This window comes from Nonomuraea fastidiosa (assembly GCF_042751225.1).
Classification (GTDB): Bacteria; Actinomycetota; Actinomycetes; order Streptosporangiales; family Streptosporangiaceae; genus Nonomuraea; species Nonomuraea fastidiosa.
Map to the genome: position 1 here is coordinate 5,466,178 of NZ_CP170570.1, position 18,686 is coordinate 5,484,863.

The window sequence follows — 18,686 nt, forward strand, 5'->3', positions numbered from 1 at the left end:
TGGACGGCGACGGTGACGCAGTGGTTGGGTAAAGGTCACACTCTGTGTCCGTTGACCCGCACATTACGCAGCACGAACCCGGTCACATCGGACACAACGTCGTCCTCGGTCATGTTCTCGAAGACGCTGTTGGTCACCTTCACGCCCCGGATCGGGTTGCCGGGGTTGCCGATGAGGGTGAAGGCCCTGGGCGCCGTCCCGGCCCGCAGCCTGGTGATCTCGATGTCGCCGACGTACGGGAAGTAGGGGCCGGTGTGCTTGTTCTCGTAGTTGAGCGCCACCTCGATCACCGCGTCGGCGGCCTGCCCGACCGTGACGTTCCTGACGTAGAAGTCCCTGACGTAGCCGCCTCTGTCAGGGTTGGTCTTGATCCGGATCGCGCGCTCCAGGTGGGGGCTGCTCATCGTGCAGTCCCAGGCGAACACCCAGCGCACGCCGCCGGTCGTCTCGCTGCCCGCGGTCACGCCGCCGTTGCCGTCGCGCATGACGCAGCCGGTGACCAGGACGTTCAGGCAGGGCGCGTTCACCCGGCGGCCGTCGGCGTTCTTGCCCGCCTTCAGCGCCACGCAGTCGTCGCCGGTGTCGAACGTGCAGTTCTCGATGAGCACGTCCACGCAGGACTCGGGGTCGCAGCCGTCGTTGTTGGGGCCGTGCGGGCTGTCCACGGTGACGCCGCGGATCGTCACGTTCGTACACAGGACGGGGTGGATGTTCCACATGGGGGAGTCCTTGACCGTGACGCCCTCGATGAGCACGTTGCGGCAGCGGTAGAGCTGGATGAGGTTGGGCCGCAGGTAGTGGCCCTCGCCGAAGACCCGCTCCGCGACCGGCACGCCCTCCTCCGCCATGCGGGCGAGCAGCTGCTTGTCGGGGCCCTCCGACGGCGGCGGGTCGTTCGACCAGTCCCACCAGTGCGTGGCGTCGGCCTGGCCGTCGATCACGCCGGAGCCGGTGATGGCGACGTTGGTGCGGCCGTAGGCGTAGATGAACGGCGAGTAGTTCATCAGCTCGATGCCCTCGTACCGGGTCGGCACGACCGGCAGGTAGTCGGCGGGGTCGCGGCTGAAGCGGATGACCGCGCCCTCCTCCAGGTGCAGCTCGACATCGTCGGCCAGGTGGATCGCGCCGGTCAGGTACGTCCCCGCGGGCACCAGCACCCGGCCGCCGCCCGCCGCCGAGCACGCCTCGACGGCCCGGCGGAACGCCTCGGTGCACAGGGCGGTCCCGTCACCGGTCGCGCCGTAGCGGGTGATGGGGAACGTGCGGGCGGGGAAGCGCGGCGGCCTGATCCGCCGCCTGATCGCGGGCACCCGGCTCCACGCGGTGCCCGCCTCGGCGGGCCCGGCCAGGGCCGGCGCGATGACGAAGCCGCCGACCGCGGCGCCCAGGAACGTCCTGCGAGAGTGCTGCATCGATGTCCTCCGGATACGGAAAGCGGGGGTCGGCCCGTCACGCCGGTGAGCGTGATGCCTGGATGAAGGTGCGCCGCGCGCCTGGTCACGCCCATGCCACGCCGACGCCCCTGTGCTCGGTCATGCGGTGCTCGCCCACCAGGTACGGCTCGGCCCGCCGCACCGCCGTGTAGAAGTGGTGCAGGCGTCCCTCGTGGGTCACGACGGCGGGCTTGTGCGCGTAGGTGTCGTCCACGCTGCCCGGCGGCCCCACGTCGACCAGGATCTCGCCGCCCTTCTTCCAGGTGCGCAGGTCGCGCGAGACCGCGTACCCCTCGCGGGCGTGCCCGTCGAAGGAGAGCCCGAAGTAGAACATCACCCACCAGTCGCCGTCGCGCAGCACGCACGGGTCGGAGGCGAAGCGCTCGTCGAACGCGCCCGGCCCGCCGTTCGGCACGACCGGCTCGGAGCAGGGGCGCTCCCAGTGCTCGAGGTCGGGGGAGACGGCGTAGCCGATCTGCTCGCGCCAGCCGTCGTAGGTGCGGTTCTTGGCGTTGTAGAAGCAGTAGAACAGGCCGTCGTGGCGCAGCAGCCACGACTTGTACAGGCCGCCGCGCTCCCATGCGCCACCGTCCTGCGGGCGCAGCACCGACCCGGTGTCCTTCCAGGTACGCAGGTCCTCGCTGACGACGAACCCGATGATCGCCGCGCCCGACTCCATGCCCGGCTCGGGGTAGGCGTGGTAGGTGCCGATCGCCCGCCCGTCCAGCCAGGTGACCTGCCCGTCGGAGCCGAGCCGGTTGTCGCGCACGATCGAGGTGAGCGCGGCGTTGTAGCGCCGGTAGGGGTGGCCGGGGTCGCGCGGGAACACGACCTCGCCGGGGCTCCACGTCGTCAGGTCGCGCGAGCGGCTGAGCGCGGTCTGGTAACCGGTGCCGTCGAAGCCCACGTACGTCATGAGGTACTCGCCGCCGTCGGAGCAGACGAACGGGCAGTCCACGAAGAGCGCGTCGAACGCGCCCGGCTCGCCCGACGGGCCGATGAGCAGCCGGTCGGCCTTGTGCGGTGTGCGCAGCCGCGCGGGGTCGTAGCCGGTCATCGGCCCGCCCCGAACGTCCAGCGGCCCGCGGGCACCTGCCAGGCCCGCTCACCCACGGCGGTCGCCGCGCCGGGCGCGGTGCAGCGGGGCAGACCGAGGTCGGGCAGCCGCACCTCGGCCGTCGAGCCCGGCGGCACCTCCACCTGTAGCTCGTACGCGCCGTCCGCCCGCTGCCAGGCCACGCCCACCTCGCCGTACGGGGTCTCGGTGCGGGCGGTCACGGACGCGAGGTCGCCGGGCGCGGCCGGCGCGATGAGCAGCCGGCGGAACCCGGTCGAGCCGGGCGCCTGGCCGATGCCGCCGAGCCCCCGGTAGAACCAGGCGTCGATGGCGCCCAGCATGTAGTGGTTCTGCGACAGGCCGCGGGTCGGGCCGTCCCACGCCTCGGTGAGCGCGGTCGCGCCGTGGCGCACCTGGTAGCCGTAGCTCGGGTGGCTGGTGGAGGTGGCGAAGCCGTAGAGCGCGTCGTGCCGCCCGGCCCTGGTCAGCACCTGGTAGAGCGCGGGCAGCGCGACCTCGCCGACCGTGATCTCACCCGCCCGCACGGCCGCGCTCAGCTCGTCGAGCGCGCCCTGCGCCAGGTCGGCGGGGACGACGCCCATGTCCAGCGCGAACACCTGCGACGCCTGACCGCCGCCGCCGAAGCGCCCGTCCTTCAGGAACGCATCGGTGAACGCGGCGGAGATCTCGTCCGTCAGCGCGCGGTACCGCTTGGCGTCGTCGTCGCGGCCCAGCACCTCGGCCGCCCGTGCCAGCGTGCCCGCCGCCCGCCAGTAACCCCAGGTGGACACCAGCGGCACCGGCGTGCTGCCGTCCAGGCCGAACCAGTCGCCGAGCCCGTGCCGCACGATGCCGCCGTCGGCCTTGCCCGTCAGGTAGCCGACATAGCGGGCCATCGCGTCGTAGTGCCGCTCCAGCGCCGAGGTGTCGCCGTACCAGCGGTAGATCTGCCATGGGATGCGCACCATCGCGCCGCCCCAGTTCGGGTCGTCCCTGAAGGGCCCGTCGAAGACGACGTACTCGGGTGCGATGTCCGGCACCAGGCCCTCGGGGGTCTGCGCCTCGGCGATGGTGACCAGCAGCTCGCGCAGGTAGGCGGCCACGTCGTAGTTGTAGGCCACCACGTCGAACAGCAGGTGGGTCTGCTCGAGCCAGCCCAGCTTCTCCCGGTGCGGGCAGTCGGTCAGGACGCTGTACATGTTGCCGCGCACCGCGCGGTCGATGATCCGGTGGATGTCGTTGAGCAGCGGGTTCGAGGTCTCGAACCGGCCGATCGCGTCGTTGGCGGCGCGCAGCGCCAGCCCCGCCACCGCCTCGCGGCCGACGTGCTCGGGCAGGCCCTGCACCTCGACGTAGCGGAAGCCGTCGTAGCGGAAGTCCGGATGCCAGGTCTGCGGGCCGTCCTTGGTGACGTACGTGTTGAAGATCGGCGCGCCGGTCGTCGGCTTCGACTGCACCACGCGGCCGTAGTCGTCGAGCTGGTCGCCGGGCAGCACCCGCAGGTAGCGCCCGGCCGGCAGGTCGAGCCGCAGCTCCGCCCAGCCCGCGATCACCGTGCCCACGTCGAAGACGGGCGTGCCGTCCTTGGCCGGCCGCTTCTCCACGGCGGGCAGCTCCTCGGTGACCCTGATCGGCGGGCAGGAGCGGGCCCGCAGCAGCTCCGTGCCGCCGGGCAGGACGACGACCGGCCGCCAGCCCGAGCGGTCCGCGCCGGGGACGTCCCAGTCCGGAAGCCGCAGGCGGGCGTCGTGGTCCTCGCCGCCGTACCAGTGGGAGCGGGTGGTCGGGCCTTCGGTCGCCAGCCAGCCGGAGTCCGTGCCGAACCGCTCGGTCGTGCCGTCGGCGTAACGCACTTCGAGCTGCGCGATCGCCTTCGGCGCGGCTTTCGAGCCGTAGAACTTCATGTAGCGGTCCTGGTGCGGGAAGACGTGCGCGATGCCGGGGCCGAGCGTCAGCCCCAGCGCGTTGCGTCCCTCCCGCAGCAGCGCCGTCACGTCGTGCGTGGCGTACGCGACCCGCCGGGTGAAGTCCGTGTACGCCGGCTCCAGCACGGCGTCCGTCACCGGGGCGCCGTTCAGCGAGGCCACGTACACGCCGAGCCCGGCCACGTACAGGCGGGCCGCGGCCACCTGCCCGGCGAGGGTGAACTCGCCGGCCAGCAGCGGCAGCGGGCGGCCCTCGCCCACGCGGGGGTCGCCGCCCTCGTCGTACCAGTCGGGGTGGGTGATCCACGACGCCGACCAGTCCTCGGGCTCCAGCAGGCCCAGCTCGAAGCGGGCCGGCTCGCTCCACTCCGACCAGCGGCCCGTCTCGTCGCGCGTCCTGACCCGCCAGATCGCGGCGGTGCGGCCGGCCAGCGGCTCGCCGCCGTAGACCACGCGCTGGTCGGCCGACTCGACCTCGCCGCTGTCCCACAGGCCGTCCACCCGCACGTGGTAGGCGGTCTGCGCGGCGGCGCCGGTGAGCCGCCAGCTCAGGACGGGCCGGGTGGCCTCGATGCCGAGTGGGTCGGTCAGGTCGCACGTTCGCAGGTTCGTCGGCAACGAAGACACTCCTCAGATGATCTTCAGCATGTACGCGGCGGTCGTCGGCGGCTCGGGTGGCAGCTCGGCGCGCAGCGCGTCGGAGGACAGCGTCCAGGGGACCGGGCCGTGGCCCAGCAGCTCGACCCGCTGCGGGCGGCGCTCAAGCAGCCCGGCGGCGGTGCCCAGGCTGGTCACGACCGCGGTCCTGTCGTGCGGCCAGGCCAGCAGCGTGGCGTAGACGGCCTCGCCGCGCCTGGTGAAGCGGATGTCGCCGGGGGTGTAGGCGCGGTCGGCCTCGTTGTAGCCCTCGTAGCCCTTGGTCTCGCCCAGCCCGGTCGAGCCCTCGGCGGCGCGCACCCAGGGCGTGGTGCCGTAGACGCCCTCGCCGCACACCCGCAGCCACGCGCCCACCCCGGCCAGCAGCTCGCGGGCATGGTCGTCCACCGTGCCGTCGGCGCGCTGCGGCACGTTCAGCAGCAGGCAGCCGTTCTTGCTCACCACGTCGATCAGCGTGTGGATCACCTGCTGGGCGCTCTTGCGCGGGTGGAACATCGGGTCGTCGCCGGCGCAGTCGAACCACTCGCCGTCGCTGGTGTCGAACTGCCACGGGTGCGGCTGCGCGGTGTCGAGCTGGCGGCGCTCGCAGTCCAGCAGCACGGCCGTGCGGTCGGCGTCCGGCACGTCCTTGATCGTGACCACGCCGCCGGTCGGGCAGGTGTCGTAGTAGTGGGCGAGCAGCGCCAGTCCTTCCTTGCTGGCCGGCTCCGACTCCACCACGCTGCCCTCGTCGAACGGCAGCCGCCCGTCGTCCAGATAGACCAGGTCGGGGCGGTAGCGGTCGAGCGCCTCGCGGACGCGGGCGTAGAAGCGCTCGGCCACCCGGGCCGGCGGCTTGGCGCCCGGCTCGTGCCGCTCCGGGTAGAGCTGGGCCGGGTCGAGCCCGTCCCACCAGGTGCCCGCGCCGTCGGCGGTGGTGAGCCCTCCGTCGTACGGTTCGCCCGTCTCCGGGTCCGCGCCGTGGGCCACGTCGAGCCAGCGCCACGTCCAGTTCTGGTGGAAGCTCAGCCCGAACGGCAGCCCGGCCGCCCGCGCCGCGCGCTCCCACGCGCCCACGATGTCGCGGCGCGGGCCGATGCGGGCGGCGTTCCAGGCGTGCAGCGTGGAGTCCCACAGGTCGAAGTTGTCGCAGTGGGTGGCCAGCGCCACGAAGTAGCGGGCGCCGCTGCCCACGTAGAGGTCGATCAGCTCGTCGGGGTCGAAGCGCTCGGCCCGCCAGCGCGGGAACAGGTCCTTGGCGCCGCCCTTGCCGAAGTGGGCTCGGTGATGGGCGTGCTGCCTGGTGGCCCGCTTGCGCTCCCACGGCTCCGACCAGGGCTGCATGCCGTACAGGTGGCGGGCGTACCAGTCGCCTGAGCGGCCCACCGACTGCGGGCCCCAGTGCGACCAGATGCCGAACTTCGCCGCGCCGAACCACTTCGGGATCCGGTGGGCGCGCAGCGACTCCCAGTCAGGCCGGAACGCGCTCATCTCACCACCCGTACGTCGAAGGGCGCCAGGCGCAGCGGGCCCGGCGGCAGCCTCTCGCGGGATCCGGTGACCTCGGTCGCCCGGTCGGTGAGCGTCACCGTGCTCGCGCGGCCGGACCAGTTGTGCACGAACCACAGGCGCTCGCCCCGCGCGTTGACCGCCGAGCGGATGCTGACCTGCGGCACGGTCGCCACGACCAGCGGCTCCGGGCGGGTCATGCGGGTGCTCGCCTGGCGGAACAGCTCGGCGGCCAGCTTGCGGCCCGGCAGCGTGCCGACGTACGTCACGGTGCCCGCGCCGGCGCGGTGACGGGTGATCGCAGGCCAGCGGCCGTAGTGGTGGTGGTCGTAGCGGGCCAGCACCTCGGCGCCCTCGGGCTCAAGGGCGTCGGCCCAGTGCCTGGCCACGTCCTGGATGCCGAGCCCGTGCACGGGGAGCGGCGAGAGCAGCGTCGCGTACTCCAGGTAGCGCACGCCGGCCAGCGCGCGCAGCGGGCCCGGCGCGACCTCGGTGCGCGCCCTCGCCTCCTCGTCGGCGTAGCCGGTCAGGAAGGTCAGGATGAGGTGGCCGCCGCCCTCGACGTACCCGGCCAGCGCCTCGGCGGCGGCGTCCGGCAGGCAGTGGAACGCGGGCGCCACCGCGATGGGCAAACGATTGACCTGTGCGGGTGTCACGAACGCCGCTTGCAGGCCCGCGTCGGCCGCGCCTCGGTAGAACGTGGCCAGGATCCGCTCGTAGGAGTCCTTGTCCGGGTTGCGCCCGTCGAGGGTGAGCGGCGGCTGGAAGGACAGCGCCCACTTGCTCTCGTGCGAGTAGAGGAAGCCGACGTCGGCGTCCGGCGTCAGCCCCGCCACGTCGTCGCCCGCGTGCGCCAGCTCCGCGCCCAGCGCCGCGATCTCGCGGTAGATCCGGCCCGGCTCCATCGCGTGGCCGAGGATGCCGCCCCAGTGGGTCTCCGCGCCGTACGGCAGCGTGTGCCAGTGCCAGTACGAGATCATCTCCGCGCCGCGTGCCACCAGGGCCCACGCCGCCTGGCGGAGCTGCCCGTCGTACGGGGTGAGGTTGAGCTGGGAGCCGGCGATCGAGGTGGCGTTGGTCTCGGTCACCCAGAAGCGGCGCCCCTTGGAGGCGTACATGCGGTCGGCCGCCTGGAACAGGCCCTCCGGTGTGGTGCTGAACCAGGAGACCTCGATCGGCGTGTCGGCCGGGTCGTGCACGAGGTGGTCCTGCGGCAGGTAGTAGGCGTTGCCGCTGGTGACCGTCAGGTGCTCGGAGAGCCGCACGTCGTGCAGCGCCGGGCGCTGGTAGGCCAGGCACGTGGTCAGCTCGCGGTCCTCCGGCACCAGCTCGCGCACCAGCCGGGCCTGCCAGGTGATGAACTCGGTGGTCAGCTCGGCCTGGAAGCGCCGCCAGGCCAGGTCGTAGGAGGGCGTGGTGTTGCCGGAGGGCGGCCACAGCTCGTTCCAGTCGCCGATGCGGTGCGACCAGTACGTCAGCCCCCACTCCTCGTTGAGCCGCTCGACGTCGCCGTACCGGTCGGCCAGCCACGCCTTGAACCGCTCGAACACCGGCTCGTTGTGGATGAGGTGCAGGCCAGGCTCGTTGTCGAGCTGGACGCCGAGCACCGCCGGGTGGCTTCCGTGGCGGCCGACGACCTGGCGGATGACGCGCTCGGCGTAGTGCAGGAACGTGGGGGAGGTGAAGTCGATCTCCTGGCGCGCGCCCCACGGGATCCGGCCGCCGCCCGCCCGCACGATCGCCAGCTCGGGGTGCTTGCGCTGCAGCCACGGCGGTATGGCGTAGGTGGGGGTGCCGAGCAGTACCTTCATGCCGCGCTCGTGGGCGCCGTCGAGGACGGGCGTCAGCCAGTCGAGGTCGAAGACGCCGTCGCGCGGCTCCCAGGTGGACCAGACGGACTCGCCCACGCGGATCGTGTCGATCCTCGCCTGGGCCATGAGGTCGAGATCGAGCTTCAGATCGGGGGTGCGCTGGTACTCCCAGTAGTACGCGGTGCCGAAGCGGACATGGGCCGGACTCGTGGGGGAGAAGGAGCCATGGAGTTACCCAATGATCTTAAAACGATTTACCAGATGATATATTTATTCATGCCCCCATGTCAATGCATCTGAGATCTGGTGTCGTGGAGTCCGGACCATTAGGGTTAAAACGTTTTGGCGACTCCTCCGGAGGGACGTACGTGATCGCCGACTTCCACGAGGACCCGGCACCCGGCACGGGACGGCGGGCACCGCGTGCGGACTTCGTCTCCGACGCTCCCAGACTCTCGCTCAACGGGCAATGGCGCTTCCGGCTCTCCGGCACCGCCGCGGGCACCGGCCCCGGCCTGCCCGACCCCGGCCTCGACGACAGCGCATGGGACACCATCCGGGTGCCCTCGCACTGGGTGCTGGAAGGTCACGACAAGCCGCTCTACACCAACACCGCCTACCCGTTCCCGATCGACCCGCCGTACCTGCCGGACGACAACCCCACCGGTGACTACCGCCTCCGCTTCGACCTGCCCGACGGCTGGCCCGCCGCCCGCGACGTGCTGCGCTTCCAGGGCGTCGACTCCTGCGGCACGGTTTGGCTGAACGGCGAGCTGCTCGGCCACTCCAAAGGCAGCAGGCTGCCGTTCGAGTTCGACGTCACAGGGCGGCTGCGCGAGCGCGGCAACGTGCTGGCCGTCCGCGTCCACCGCTGGTCGTCCGGCAGCTACCTCGAAGACCAGGACATGTGGTGGCTGCCCGGCATCTTCCGCGACGTCGAGCTGCTGTCGCGGCCCGAAGGCGGCATCGACGATTTCACCGTGCACGCCTCCTACCGCGACGGCACCGGCACCCTCCTCGTCACCGCCGACGCCCCCGGCCTGGTCGAGCTGCCCGCGCTGGGCCTCGCCGTCCCCACCGGCGAACAGGTCACCGTGCCGGACGTGCGGCCGTGGAGCGCCGAGGACCCCCACCTCTACCGGGGCACGCTGCGCGCCGCCGGCGAGACCATCGAGCTCGCCGTCGGCTTCAGGACCGTCGAGATCGCCGGCGGGCGGCTGCTCGTCAACGGCAGGCCCGTGCTGCTACGCGGCGTCAACCGGCACGAGCACGACCCCGACCGCGGCCGCGCGCTCGACCGCGCCACCATGATCCGCGACATCGAGCTGATGAAGCGGCACAACGTCAACGCCGTCCGCACCTCCCACTACCCGCCGCACCCCGAGTTCCTGCGGCTGTGCGACGAGTACGGCCTGTGGGTCGTGGACGAGTGCGACATCGAGACGCACGGCTTCATCTACTCCGGCTGGGAGGGCAACCCGCCCGCCGAGCCCATGTGGCGCGACGCCCTGCTCGACCGCGCCCGGCGGATGGTCGAGCGCGACAAGAACCACCCCAGCGTCATCATCTGGTCGCTGGGCAACGAGAGCGGCAGCGGCGCCGCGTTCGGCGAGATCGAGAAGTGGATCCGCGAGCGCGACCCCACCAGGCCGCTGCACTACGAGCGCGACCCCTCCTACCGGCACTCCGACTTCTACAGCCTCATGTATCCGGCACAGGACGTCCTGGAGCGCATCGGGCAGCGCAAGGAGGACACGCCCGACGGCGTCGAGCCCGGCTCGCCTGATGACGTGCGGCGTCGCGGGCTGCCGTTCCTTTTGTGCGAGTACGCGCACGCCATGGGCAACGGACCCGGGTCGCTGGTGGACTATCAGCGCATCCTGGAGTCGTACGAGCGGTTCTGCGGCGCGTTCGTGTGGGAGTGGATCGACCACGGCCTCGCCGGGTACGACGAGCTGGGCCGCCGTTACCACCGGCACGGCGGCGACATCGACGCCCGGCCCAACGGCGGGCGGTTCTGCATCGACGGCCTGGTCTTCCCCGACCGCACGCCCTCTCCCGGGCTGCTGGAGCTGCGCAAGGCCATCGAGCCGGTGGCGATGGAGGTGTCGGGCGGCGAGCTGGTCGTCACCAACAAGTACGACTTCGCCGCGCTCGGGCATCTGGCGTTCCGGTGGTTCGCGGAGACCGACGGGGAGCGCGGCGTTTCCGGGACGCTTTCCGTGCCGCACTGTCCCGCGCGCTCGTCCGTACGCGTGCCGCTGCCGCCCGTCGAGCCCGCCGACGAGGGCGAGACGTGGCTGACCGTGGAGGCGGTCCTGGCCGGGGACGCCCGCTGGGCGCCGGCCGGGCACGTGGTCGCCTTCACCCAGGCCAGGCTCGGAAACGGCACCCACCGCCGCCGCGCATCCGGCGTGACACCGGCCACCCCCTCGCGACAGGCGGAGGGAGAGCTGCGGCTGGGGGCGGCGGTGTTCGATGGCAGGACCGGCCGGCTGCTGCGCATCGGCGACCTCGAACTCGACGGCCCCGTGCTCGACGTGTGGCGCGCCCCCATCTCGAACGACCACGGCATCGGCGGCGCCAACGACCTCGCCGCCGACTGGGAGGCCGCCGGCATCGACAGGTTCGTGCACCGCACCGGCGGCATCGAACGTCCCGACGAACGCACGCTCGTCGTCCGCGGGCGCAGCGGCCCCGCCACCCGCACGCTCGGCTTCCGCACCGCGTACACGTACCGGCTGCGCGACGACGGCACCCTGCACCTGCGGATCGACGCCGAACCCGTGGGCGACTGGGACGACACCGCCTACGGCCACCTCACCGTCCGGCCGCCCCGCATGGGCGCGAGGTTCGCGCTGCCCGGCGGCTACACCGACGTCACGTGGTTCGGCCTCGGGCCCGGCGAGTCGTACGTGGACAGCAGGGCCGCCGCCCGCGTCGGCAGGTTCAGCGGCTCCATCGACGCGCTGCAGACCCCGTACGTCGTCCCCCAGGAGAACGGCAACCACGTCGAGACCCGCTGGCTGGAGGTGTCCGGCCCCGGCCTGCCCACCCTGCGCGTGGACGGCGAGCCGTACGTCGACTTCACCGCCCGCCGCTGGACCAGCGAGGCGCTGCGGGCCGCCCGCCACCCGCACGACCTCACCGACTCCGGGCGCGTGTGGCTCAACCTCGACCACGGACAGCAGGGCATCGGCAGCGCCTCCTGCGGGCCCGCCCTGCCCGAGCGTCACCGGCTCCAGGTGCGCCCCTACACCTGGTCGATGACGCTGGCCCCGGTGCATCCGTGACGTGAACCCCCTACGAGCCGAGAGGAATCAGCCGCCATGACGTTCGACTACTGTCCATGGCTGTACTGGGACCACGCCACCGACGACGACCGCCGCGCCCAGGAGGCCCACATCGCCGGGCTGCGTGAGAGCATCGGGCTCGAGCCGGCGGAGAAGGTGTTCATCTCGCCGCTGGCCGCCGTGCACACCGACCGGCTGCGCATGGGCGACTTCTGCTACCTCGCCGCCCACGCGTACGTGACCGGCGACATCTCCATGGGACGCGACTGCACCGTCAACCCGTACGCCGTCGTCCGGGGCACGGTCTCGCTGGGCGACGCCGTACGGATCGGGGCCCACACCTCCCTGCTGGGCTTCAACCACGGCACCGCCCCCGACCGGCCGGTCTTCCGCCAGCCGATCACCAGCAAGGGCATCCGTGTCGGCGACGACGTGTGGATCGGCTCGAACGTCGTCGTCCTCGACGGCGTCACCATCGGCGACCACGCCGTCATCGGAGCCGGCTCCGTCGTCACCAAGGACGTGCCCGCCTGGGCGATGGTCGCCGGCAACCCGGCCCGCCTGATCCGCGACCGCCGCACCCCGCGAGACGGGGCGAGCCGCCCGTCCGCACCGCGTGACCTGGAGGGGCGGCTCGTCGCGTTCGCCGAGCGGGCCAGGCAGCAGGCGCACGACGTCTTGGCCCGCTGCTGGGACGGCGAGCGCTACCTGGACCGGCCCGGCGCCGCGCCCACCGTACGGGCCTGGGCCGACGCCGTCGAGATCGCCGACCTGCTGCTCGGCGGACCGCCGCCCACGCCCTCCCGCGACGAGATCATCGCCTTCCTCCGCGACCGCCAGGACCCCATCACCGGCCTCGTCCCGGAGATCGGCGCCCCCGGCTCACCCGAGGCGGCCTCTCACGGGGGAGGGAACGACGGGGGCGAGGACACCGCCGGAAGGACCGGCGAGGCGGCGGGCACCGGGAGCCCTTTGCAGCTCGAGGGCATCACCGCGTACCACATCCTCTCCGTCGGCTACGCGCTGGACCTGCTCGGCACCCGCTTCCGCCACCCGATCAGAGCCGTCTCCGAGCTTCCGCCCGCCGACCTCATCGCCCTGCTCGACGGCCTCGACTGGACGCGCAACGCCTGGACGGCCGGCTCCGTCGTGGACGCCATCGGCACCGCTCTCTACCGCAACCTCGCCGACTTCGGCCTGACCGGCCCGCAGTTCGAGACCCTGTACGGCTGGCTGCTCAGCCGGTGCCGTCCTGCCCACGGCATGTGGGGCGAGCCCGACTCCGACGCCGGGTGGCTGCAGGTGGTCAACGGCTTCTACCGGCTCACGCGGGGCACGTACGCGCAGTTCGGGCTGCCGCTGCCGTATCCGGAGCGGGCCGTCGACACCGTGCTCGCCCAGGCCCGCGACCCCCGCTACTTCGGCCCGGACACCGGCAACGCCTGCAACGTGCTCGACGTCATCCACCCGCTCTGGCTCGCCGGACGCCAGACCCGGCACCGGCGCGCCGAGGGTGAGGCCTGGGCGCGGGAGCACCTGGAACGGGCGCTCGGCGGCTGGCACGACGGCGCCGGCCTCAGCTTCGCCCTCACCAGCGGCACCGGCGCGACCCGCACGCCCGGCCTCCAGGGGACGGAGATGTGGCTCGCCATCATCTGGCTGCTCGCCGACTACCTCGGCCTCTCCGACACCCTCGGCTACCGCCCCCGAGGCGTCCACCGCCCCGAACCCGCCATCACGTACCCGGTGGGCTGAGGCGCCGCCGCGTGAGGTGGTGGGAGGTGTCACGGCGGGCGGGGTGGTCAGAGGTGAGGCAGGGGGACGGCGGTGGCCATGGCGTGGTGGCCTGCGGTGCTGGGGTGGAGGTGGTCGCCGCTGTCGTAAGCCGGGAGGAGGCGGGCCGGGCGGGCGGGGTCGCGGAGGGCGGCGTCGAAGTCGGCCACCGCGTCGAACACGCCGCCTCGCCGGAGGCACGCGTTCACCTCCTGGCGGGCCCGTTCGCCGGACGCCGTGTGGTACTCCGCGCCCTCGTACGGCGTGATCGTCCCGCCGACCAGCCGCACCCCGGCGGCGCGGGCGGCTGCGGCCATGCGCCGGTACGCGGCGATCAGGTCCTCCGCCCGAGCGCCCGCGCCGAGGTCGTTGATCCCGGCCTGCACGATGACGGTGGTGATGCCCGGCTTGGTCAGGACCTCGGCGGTCAGCCGTGCTTCCGCCGGCCGTCCGGTCCCCGCCGTCAGGACCTTCCCGCCGGACACGCCCTCGTTCACCACGGCGAGCCCCGTACCGGCTGAGAGGAAGTCGGGCCAGCCGTGGCCGGTCCGCGAGCCGACGCCGGTGGTGATCGAGTCGCCCAGCGCCGCCACCACCCGCACCGGTGGCTCGGCGGGGACCACGGTCAGCGCGTCCAGCCAGTGCCATACCGTCGTCTCCTCGACGAACGCCTCTCCGCTCTCGTCCCCGGCGTGGTCACCGCGCACCGAACGGTAGGAGGGCGCCCCTGCGGGTTCCCGCATCCCGGCCGCTTCTCGCACACCGGCCGCCTCCTGCACACCGGCAGCCTCCTGCACACCGGCCGTCTCCCGTACCCCGGTCGGGAGCGTGGGAGGCGGATGAGCGGGGGCGGTGGCGCGGTTGCGGCCGGTCAGGACGCCGCCGGGGCCGCGCAGGTAGACGCTGACGGCGAGCCGGCGCCCGGCCCGCACCAGGTCCGAGGCCGGGGTCTGTCCGGGATCCCGTCCTGGGTGCGGCGTCGGACCTCGCACCGTGTAGCGAGCGATCGTGTTCCGGGCGATCATGTTTCGGGCGATCGTGTTCCGGGCGGTGGTGTGCGGCACGTCCTGGGACGTGCCCTGGGGTGCGGCCTCGGATATCGGGTCGCTGAGTGCCGTCGCCCCAGGCGGGAGGCGCACCTCCGGGGAGCCGGAGAAGGTGACCAGGCGGTTCGAGCCGGGCTCCAGGGCCGGGCCTTCGCGGGGCACGCCCACGTACACGTGGCCGAAATGCACCGTGCGGTCGCCGAGCGCGTTGGTCAGCCGCACCCGCAGCCCGGTCCCGCTCACGACGGGACGGACGACGTTGCGCACCGTCACCTCGCACAGGTCACCGCCGAGCGCCTCGGATGCGGCCGACCAGGCCGTCACCACGTCCATTCGGTGGCGGGCCGGTTCAGCTCGTACGTACGGCGCGGCGCCACCGGATGCACCCGTCGGCCGCTGTACATCGGCCGGGCCGTGCCCTCGGGGCTGATCCCGATCACGTCGTCGCCCCGCCAGCGCACCCGGTACTCGCGGCCCGCCGCCACCTCCGTGCTGGTCGTCTCGGGGACGGGGAAGGTGACGGTGACGCGCTCGCCCCGGCGCGGCGCGGGGATCGACAGGTAACCGTCGGGAGCCCAGGCCCCGGTCCTGGTGCCGTCGAAGGTCTCCACGGCTCCGGGGTCTTCGGAGCCGCCGGGAGCCGCGGAGCCGTCCGCGCCGTCCGAGCCGCCTGAGCCCCCCAAGCCCCCCGAGCCGCCCAATGCGCGCGTGACGCGGACCTTCGCGTAACCGGCCCACTCCGGCACCCGCATCCGCAGCTCCCGCAGGTCCTCGTGCACCTCCAGGTCCACGCGGCCCTCGTGCGGCAGGTGGCTGAGCACGGTCACCTGGCGGGTGGCCCGGTTGAGCAGCAGGTTGACGCGGGTCACCCGGTCGTCGGCGGTGACGACGTTGTTCCAGCCCCAGAACAGGCCGCGCACGCCGGAGCCCACGCAGCACGCCTGCACGTCGGCGGTGTGGCCACGGCCCAGCTCGACGTCGCAGACGAAGTCGTTGGGCGCGCCGTACCCGGCGAAGGCGCCGAGGACGCGCTCGCCCACCCGTACGTGCGTGGTCCAGCCGGGTTCGTCGAGCGAGTCGTCGGGGGCGGACTCGACCCAGCTCAGGTCGAGCAGCTGCGACTCGACGAGGTGGTTGCGCAGGAAGCGCTCGGCGACGCCCCAGTAGCCGGTGTGCCCGGCGCGGGCCAGCGTGGTGCCGAGGCCGATGAGGTCGACCAGGGAGCAGCTCTCGTGCTCGTACCGCTGGTCGGCGAGGTCGCCGGGGGTCCAGCCGAACGCGGTGGCCTGCCCGAGCGCCCAGTCGTAGGAGCGGCGCACGAACGCGGTCAGCTCGTGGTCGCAGGTGTGCAGGGCGTACCTGGCGAGCCCTTCGAGGGTGCCGAGCCGGGTGTGGAAGTGGCCGCTGCGGTAGGCACGGGCGGCGTTGAAGCCGCCGTCCTCGAGGTAGACGCCGCTCTTCTCGACGATGAGCCGGGCGAACCAGCCGCACAGCTCCAGTGCGTCGTCGTTGCCGGTGGCCTGGTGGTAGCGGAGCAGTGGCATGATGAGCCGGCCGCTGAAGGAGGCCGGGTCGGGGGCGAGGTGCAGCGCGATCGCGTTGGGGGACGGCCAGCCGTCGGGGGTGTACTCGGAGGCGGGATAGAACCAGACGTCGCGCTCCTTGATGGCGATGCGCTTGAGCGCGGCCACGTGCGCGTCGGCCAGCTTCCTGACCTCGGGGTCGCCGTCCGACAGGTACGAGGTGGTCAGGGAGAGGATCACGGCCCGCTGGTCGATGAGGTTGGCGTTGGCCGGCCAGCCGGCCTCGGGGCGGGCCTGGCGGTAACTGAGCCCGTCGGGGCCGAAGAAGGTCGCAAGTCGCCGCCGGTAGCCGTCCTCGACCTCCCGCCAGGTGTCCTTGCCCGTCATGTGCCTGGCCAGCACGCAGGCGTCGAGCAGCCGTCCGTGGCTGGAGCCCCAGTCCCAGTCGCCGTGCCGCAGCACCGCAGGGCGGGCGAGCAGGTCGGCGCTGAAGTACGGGATGCCGCCCATGCTCTCGTCCGGCAGCCCGGCCACGGCGTTCATCGCCAGCGCGGCCCGCTCTTCGAGCACGACCGTGTCGGGAATCTCAGGCATCGTTCCCCTCATAAATATTCACGCACGCATAAACCTTGCATCCCAGCCTCCGACGCCTCTCCTGTGGCGTCAAGGTGAGCATAGATATTCGTATCTTGTTGGATATATAAACACTGAGGCAGGATGTCCGCATGAGCGATGATTCGGTGGTACGACCCCGCCCGGAAGCCGCCGTGACCCTGCGACCCGCCCCCGGCATGCGGATCGACGGCGGCTTCTGGGCAGCACGGCAGCGGGTCAACCGCGAGGTCACCATTCCCCTGGGCGGCGAGCGCATCCGCGAGTCCGGCGCCTTCGCCAATCTCGAACAGGCCGCACGCGGCGGCGGGCGGCACCGCGGCAAGGTCTTCGCCGACTCCGACGTCTACAAGTGGCTCGAAGCCCTCGCCTGGGAGCGCGGCCGCGCGCCGTCCGCAGACCTGGCCCGCGCGTACGACGACGCCTCGGCCCTCGTCGCCGCCGCCCAGGCCCCCGACGGCTACCTGCACACCCACACCCAGCTCACCGGCCGCGCCCGCTACAGCGACCTCGCATCCAGCCACGAGCTCTACTGCGCCGGCCACCTCATGCAGGCCGCCGTCGCAGGACGCCGCGCCACCGGCGACGAACGCCTGCTGAGCGTCGCGGGCCGCTTCGCCGACCACCTCGTCAAGGACCTGCCGCCGGACGCGCTCGACGGGCACCCCGAGATCGAGACCGCGCTGGTCGAGCTCTACCGCGAGACCGGCGTGCGCGCGTACCTCGACCTGGCCACCCGCATGATCGACGGCAGGGGCCACGAGACGCTGCCGCTCAAGGGCCACCACGGGCCCGGCATCCGCCAGGACCGCGTCCCGCTGCGCCAGGCCACCACCGTCGAGGGGCACGCCGTCCGCGCCATGTACCTCGCCGCGGGAGCCGCCGACGTCGCCGCCGAGACCGGCGACCGCGAGCTGCTCGCCGCACTCACCCGGCAGTGGCGGCACATGGTGGCCACCAAGACGTACCTCACCGGCGGGCTCGGCTCCGTCTGGTACGGCGAGCAGTTCGGCGGCCCGTACGAGCTGACGCCCGAGACCGCCTACTGCGAGACGTGCGCCGCCGTCGGCAGCGTCCAGTGGTCGTACCGGATGCTGCTCGCCACCGGCGAGTCCGCCTACGCCGACCTCATGGAGCGCACCCTCTACAACGCCGTCCTGCCCGGCGTCTCGCTCTCCGGCGACCGCTTCTTCTACGTCAACGCGCTGCGCGTCCGCGCGGGCGCCAACCCCGACGACCGCCGCGCCGCCGCGCGCGGCCGCCAGGACTGGTACGGCACCGCCTGCTGCCCGCCCAACGTCATGCGCCTGCTGTCCTCGCTCGACCGCTACCTCGTCACCCGCGACGGCGGCGGCGTCCAGCTCCACCTGTACGCCCCCGGCACCCTCAGGGCCGGTGACGTGGTGCTGCGCGTCGAGACCGGCTACCCGTGGGACGGCCGCGTCGAGATCACCGTCGTCGAGACCCCCGGCACTCCGTGGACGCTCGCCGCCCGCATCCCGTCGTGGGCCGACGGCGCCACCGTGGACGGCCTGTCCGGCACCGGCCTGCCCGCGCGGCCCGGCTCGTACTACCGCGCCCGCCGCACCTGGCGGCCGGGCGACCGCGTCGTGCTCGACCTCGCCGTACGCCCCCGGCTCACCGCCGCCGTGCCCCGGCTCGACGTGGCCCGCGGCCAGGTCGCCGTCGAGCGCGGCCCGCTCGTCTACTGCCTGGAACAGGCCGACCACCCGGACGCCGGCGTGGACGACCTGTGCCTCGCCGGTGCCGAGCTGACCGACGGCAGGCCCCTGACCGGCCTGCCCGCCGAGGTGGTGCCGGTCCACGCGCGCGGCCGGGTCCACGTGCACCGCGAGGAGGACGGCGGATACCCCTACCGCACCGCAGCCGCCCCGCTGGAGCCGGAGCACGAGGGCCCGGTCGATCTGACCTTCATCCCGTACTACGCCTGGGCCAACCGCGACCTGGGGCCCATGACGATCTGGACCCCGATGCACTGAGCACCGCGACACGGGCCGCACCCCCTCGGCTGCGGCCCCTCAGGTGGGCTGTGCGGCGGGCCGCACCC

9 protein-coding genes and 2 pseudogenes are annotated in these 18,686 nt (G+C 72.8%); 3 read left to right on the plus strand and 8 right to left on the minus strand.

The window, feature by feature from the left end:
* Nucleotides 1–35: 35 nt before the first annotated feature.
* The 6 genes and pseudogenes from ACFMQL_RS25365 to ACFMQL_RS25390 all read right to left on the minus strand — a co-directional run.
* Entirely contained in the window at nt 36–1,412 is a 1,377-nt protein-coding gene (locus ACFMQL_RS25365; RefSeq protein WP_378787330.1) for a glycoside hydrolase family 28 protein, read from the minus strand.
* A gap of 85 nt (nt 1,413–1,497) precedes the next feature.
* Nucleotides 1,498–2,490 carry a hypothetical protein gene (locus ACFMQL_RS25370; RefSeq protein WP_378787332.1) on the minus strand — a complete coding sequence of 331 codons (993 nt, stop codon included), beginning with the start codon at nt 2,488–2,490 and terminating at the stop codon, nt 1,498–1,500.
* The gene (locus ACFMQL_RS25375; RefSeq protein WP_378787333.1) at nt 2,487–5,033 is read right to left on the minus strand and encodes a family 78 glycoside hydrolase catalytic domain; all 2,547 of its coding nucleotides are present in this window, start codon (nt 5,031–5,033) and stop codon (nt 2,487–2,489) included. Before ACFMQL_RS25375 ends, ACFMQL_RS25370 begins: the two co-directional genes overlap by 4 nt.
* Before the next feature lie 12 nt (nt 5,034–5,045).
* Nucleotides 5,046–6,542: an alpha-L-fucosidase gene (locus tag ACFMQL_RS25380; protein WP_364056265.1), complete on the minus strand. Its 1,497-nt coding sequence runs from the start codon at nt 6,540–6,542 to the stop codon at nt 5,046–5,048.
* Nucleotides 6,539–7,396: a beta-galactosidase trimerization domain-containing protein gene (locus ACFMQL_RS25385; RefSeq protein ID WP_378790207.1), complete on the minus strand. Its 858-nt coding sequence runs from the start codon at nt 7,394–7,396 to the stop codon at nt 6,539–6,541. The genes ACFMQL_RS25380 and ACFMQL_RS25385 overlap by 4 nt, the downstream gene beginning before the upstream one ends.
* Before the next feature lie 27 nt (nt 7,397–7,423).
* A pseudogene (locus ACFMQL_RS25390) lies at nt 7,424–8,536 on the minus strand (beta-galactosidase); the annotation flags it as partial.
* Nucleotides 8,537–8,739: 203 nt separating this feature from the next.
* Between ACFMQL_RS25390 and ACFMQL_RS25395 the strand changes: the two are divergent.
* Nucleotides 8,740–11,664: a glycoside hydrolase family 2 TIM barrel-domain containing protein gene (locus ACFMQL_RS25395; protein WP_364056259.1), complete on the plus strand. Its 2,925-nt coding sequence runs from the start codon at nt 8,740–8,742 to the stop codon at nt 11,662–11,664.
* A gap of 420 nt (nt 11,665–12,084) precedes the next feature.
* A pseudogene (locus tag ACFMQL_RS25400) lies at nt 12,085–12,249 on the plus strand (DapH/DapD/GlmU-related protein); the annotation flags it as partial.
* A 1,217-nt stretch (nt 12,250–13,466) separates the two neighbouring features.
* Here ACFMQL_RS25400 and ACFMQL_RS25405 read toward each other — a convergent pair.
* Both ACFMQL_RS25405 and ACFMQL_RS25410 read right to left on the minus strand, forming a co-directional pair.
* The gene (locus ACFMQL_RS25405; protein WP_378787336.1) at nt 13,467–14,807 is read right to left on the minus strand and encodes a GDSL-type esterase/lipase family protein; all 1,341 of its coding nucleotides are present in this window, start codon (nt 14,805–14,807) and stop codon (nt 13,467–13,469) included.
* Nucleotides 14,804–16,600: a hypothetical protein gene (locus tag ACFMQL_RS25410; protein ID WP_378787338.1), complete on the minus strand. Its 1,797-nt coding sequence runs from the start codon at nt 16,598–16,600 to the stop codon at nt 14,804–14,806. Before ACFMQL_RS25410 ends, ACFMQL_RS25405 begins: the two co-directional genes overlap by 4 nt.
* 131 nt (nt 16,601–16,731) lie before the next feature.
* Here ACFMQL_RS25410 and ACFMQL_RS25415 point away from each other — a divergent pair, with 131 nt between their 5' ends.
* On the plus strand, nt 16,732–18,618 hold the full coding sequence (locus ACFMQL_RS25415; RefSeq protein WP_364056247.1) for a beta-L-arabinofuranosidase domain-containing protein: 1,887 nt from the start codon (nt 16,732–16,734) through the stop codon (nt 18,616–18,618).
* Nucleotides 18,619–18,686 lie beyond the last annotated feature (68 nt).